General features: G+C 63.1%; 5 protein-coding genes. 1 reads left to right on the forward strand and 4 read right to left on the reverse strand.

The window, feature by feature from the left end; genetic code table 11:
- A partial coding sequence (locus AB5Z52_RS16355; RefSeq protein ID WP_368267035.1) for a tyrosine-type recombinase/integrase occupies window positions 1-713 on the forward strand: 713 nt, incomplete at its 5' end.
- A 299-nt stretch (window positions 714-1,012) separates the two neighbouring features.
- Here AB5Z52_RS16355 and AB5Z52_RS16360 read toward each other — a convergent pair.
- The 4 genes from AB5Z52_RS16360 to AB5Z52_RS16375 form a co-directional block, all read right to left on the reverse strand.
- On the reverse strand, window positions 1,013-1,324 hold the full coding sequence (locus AB5Z52_RS16360) for a phage holin (protein WP_368267037.1): 312 nt from the start codon (window positions 1,322-1,324) through the stop codon (window positions 1,013-1,015).
- Between the two features lie 69 nt (window positions 1,325-1,393).
- Window positions 1,394-2,521 (reverse strand): GH25 family lysozyme, encoded by a 1,128-nt coding sequence (locus AB5Z52_RS16365; RefSeq protein WP_368267039.1) that lies wholly within the window; start codon window positions 2,519-2,521, stop codon window positions 1,394-1,396.
- A 62-nt stretch (window positions 2,522-2,583) separates the two neighbouring features.
- Complete coding sequence (locus AB5Z52_RS16370) at window positions 2,584-2,979, reverse strand: hypothetical protein (protein WP_368267041.1); 396 nt, start codon at window positions 2,977-2,979, stop codon at window positions 2,584-2,586.
- A 25-nt stretch (window positions 2,980-3,004) separates the two neighbouring features.
- Window positions 3,005-3,190: hypothetical protein (locus tag AB5Z52_RS16375; protein WP_368267043.1), on the reverse strand; the 186-nt coding region annotated here is incomplete at its 5' end.

Here is a 3,190-nt window from a genome sequence, read left to right on the forward strand (position 1 = left end):
GGTTGGAGCTGCCGCGAAAGCCGAAACGCAAGGAACGGCGCGTCTATCTCACGATTCCGCAGCTCGTGGCATTCGCCGACGAATGCCTCAACGCCATCTACATTGGCGACGAACGCAGGGCCCTCGTGCTGCTGCTTGGCTTCTGCGGCCTCAGATGGGGCGAGGCGTCCGACCTGCGCAAGGAGGATGTTGACGTGGGGGAAAGGTCTCTGCGTATCCGCAGCAGCATCGTCTGGATCAAGGGAAAGCCGGTGGAGGGCACCCCGAAATCCTATGAGATGCGCACCCTTTACATGCCGCTCATCGTCGCCGAAGCATTGGCGCCGATACTCAAGCGGAAGAAGCGCGGCGAGCGCGTGTTCTCCGATCCGTCCGGCCATCCTCTGCACCCGCAGTCGGCGAGCGCGGTGAGGGGTAATAGGACGTGGTGGCCGAGCGCGCTGAAACGGCTGGGCTGGGATACGGATGATTGGCCGAGCCCGCATGATTTGAGGCATACGGCGGCGTCGATTGCCGTGCACGCGGGGGCGAATGTCAAGGGTCTGCAGCGCATGCTGGGGCATGCAAGCGCGAGCATGACGCTGGACCTGTTCGACAGCGACCTGTTGGATGTGACGCGCATGGTGGATGCGGCGGTACAGCTCGAAACGAGCGAAAAGGAGTGTGGGCAAGATGTGGGCAAAAACGTTCCCGAACCGGCTGTAATGGTTTGAAAACATTGGAATTCCAACGTTCTTGTGTTATGGGCGCTGATGGTTCGAGTCCCTCATTGCCCACCAATCCGCCTCGGCGGAAACAAGCCGCTTGGCCTTGCGGGAGTAGGGCTGAGCGGCTTTTTCTATTCCCGGTGATTCCCTCGTATTCCCTCGGTTTCCCGGAATAATGTGGGCAAAATGTGGGCAAAAATCGAGCCACGCCTAGCTGCTGTAACAACGAAAAAACCGGCCCCGCCGGCCGCAGTCAAGCTCGTGGAGCTGTCTGCGATGCCGGGCGGGGCCGAACTGTGTGGTGGTCATGCGGCGCGGTCGAGGCGTTGTTTGATGGCGCTGACGCCGATGAGCGCGCCGGCGAGGATGCCGAGCGCGTTGAGGGTGGTCACGATGGCGTCCACGTGGGGCCAGCCCCATGCGGGGCCGACCGTGTTGACGAACAGGGCGAGTGCGGGCAGGACGATGAGGCCGAGCCATTTGAGCACATCGTAGACGCGGCTGGGGATGAGCCAGTCGGGCACGTCATGGGTGACGTCGGCGGTTTCGGGCCAGTCGCCCGTGTCGGGGCCGGGGAGTGTTTCGCCGGTGTCGGCCGGGGTTTTGCTGTCGGTCATGTTTGCTCCGATCGTAAAAATAATGGTGATGCCGTCACCCGCATAATCGGGTGACGGCATCGGTTTGGGTTAGCGGCAGGTCACCGTGTCGCCCACGTAGTAGACGTTGATGTTGCCGCTGGGGACCGAACACTGGGAGACGCTGTAGCCGTGGGACGTGGCGAAATCCCATACCGTGTCGCCCCACTGGAGGACCTTGGAGACCCCGGTGGACGGTGCGGGGGTGGCAGTAGAGCCGCCGCCGTAGGTGACGACATCGCCCACGTAGTAGCGGTTGATGTCACCGCTGGGCGTGTGCCATGCGGACAGGGGCCATGCGTTGTAGGCTACGGCGAGTCCCCAGATGGTCTCGCCCCACTGCATGGTGTGGCTGATGCCGCCCGTGTCGGTGTTGGCCGGGGGAGTGCTCGGCTGCACGGGCGCGGGCGTTGCCGGGGCCGGGGCTGTGGAGCCGGTGGGGTTGGCGTACAAATCCCACTGCCATGCCTCGCCGCGGAACAGGTTGAGGTCGATGGGACTCCACGTGTTGACGACACCGGTGCCGCTGTACTGTCGCATGGCCTCGCCGTATGCGCCGATCATCCACGGGTTGGCCTGATAGCCGGTCGGGCTCATGTTCGCGTACTGGGCGATCCACAGGCCGTACCGGTCGCGGATGTCCTGCGGGATGGCGCCGGCGACCGGGCCGGTGTACAGCAATGGGCGCACACCACCCGACAACCGTTCGCATTCCGCCATGAAGCGGCGTACCCAGTCCCAGTTGCCCCACGCGGGGTTGTCGTCCATCTCCCAGTCGAGCGCCACGATGCCGTGACGCCAATAATTGCTGGTGTTGCGGTAGAAGAATTGGGCCTCGGCCTCCGGGTTGCCTCCCATCGCGTAATGGTACAGGCCGAATTCCTTGCCGGATTCCTGCGCTTGGGCGATCATACGGTTCGCATCCGTGTTGACGCCGGACACGAGACAGTTGTTGTACACCTGTCCCGTGCCCCACGTGGTGCCGACCACGATGAAGTCGGCCTGCATGTTGTACACGTCAGCGCCGCACTGCCAGTTGGACACGTCCACGCCCTGCATGTCCGCGTGCGCGGTCGCAGGGAGCGTCATCATGCACATGGCGGCGACGAGCGCCGTGACTTTGGCGAGCAGCCGCTTATACCATGGTTTCGGCTTGCTTTTGTTTTTGAACTTGCCCAAATTCGTTTTCCTTCCTGTGTGTTGGGTGGGCATGAAATAGCCCCCGTCGGGGTCGGCGGGGGCTAAGCCTGTGGTTTTCTCGGGGCTATCGGCGCGTCCTGTATGTCCTGATTGACTTGGGTGCCGTGCCCATTGCCACCAAGCGCGTGGTAGGTGGCGTAGACGCCTTCGGCGCGGGGTTTGAGGTCGTTGTCGGCGATACCGCCCGCGTCGACCATCTCACGCTGCATCTGCTCCAATTTGCACAGGAGCATGGTTTTCACCCCATCCTGCAGTGGGTCGAGACGCTGGTCGAGCTGGGTCAGGCTCGCGTCCACCTGATCGAGCCTCTGCGACAGGGCCGGGTCCGGTTTGCCCGCCTGGTCGATGCGGCGCAGTACCCATCCGGCGACCGTGCCGCCGCACGTGGTGATCACGGAGACCAGGATCGTTGCCCATACGGGTATCGTTCCGGTCATCAAGTCATGGCCTTCTTTCCTTTCGTCAGTTGATGTTCAGGGGCATGGTCGAGCCGGTGAAGAACGATTCGTCGCTGCCGGCCTCGGTGCAGATGATCTGATAGAACGCGGTGTCCTTGCCGGTCCGGCCTCGGAAGATGAGGCGCACGACACCGTCGGAGGGCACGGTTAAGCCGACGCGCAGGCGTTCGTTGCTGGCCCAGTTCTCGGA

Origin of the sequence: Enterococcus sp. RTP21361st1_A6_RTP21361_211029, assembly GCF_040910045.1 — a bacterium.
Lineage (GTDB): Bacteria > Bacillota > Bacilli > Lactobacillales > Enterococcaceae > Enterococcus_D > Enterococcus_D gallinarum.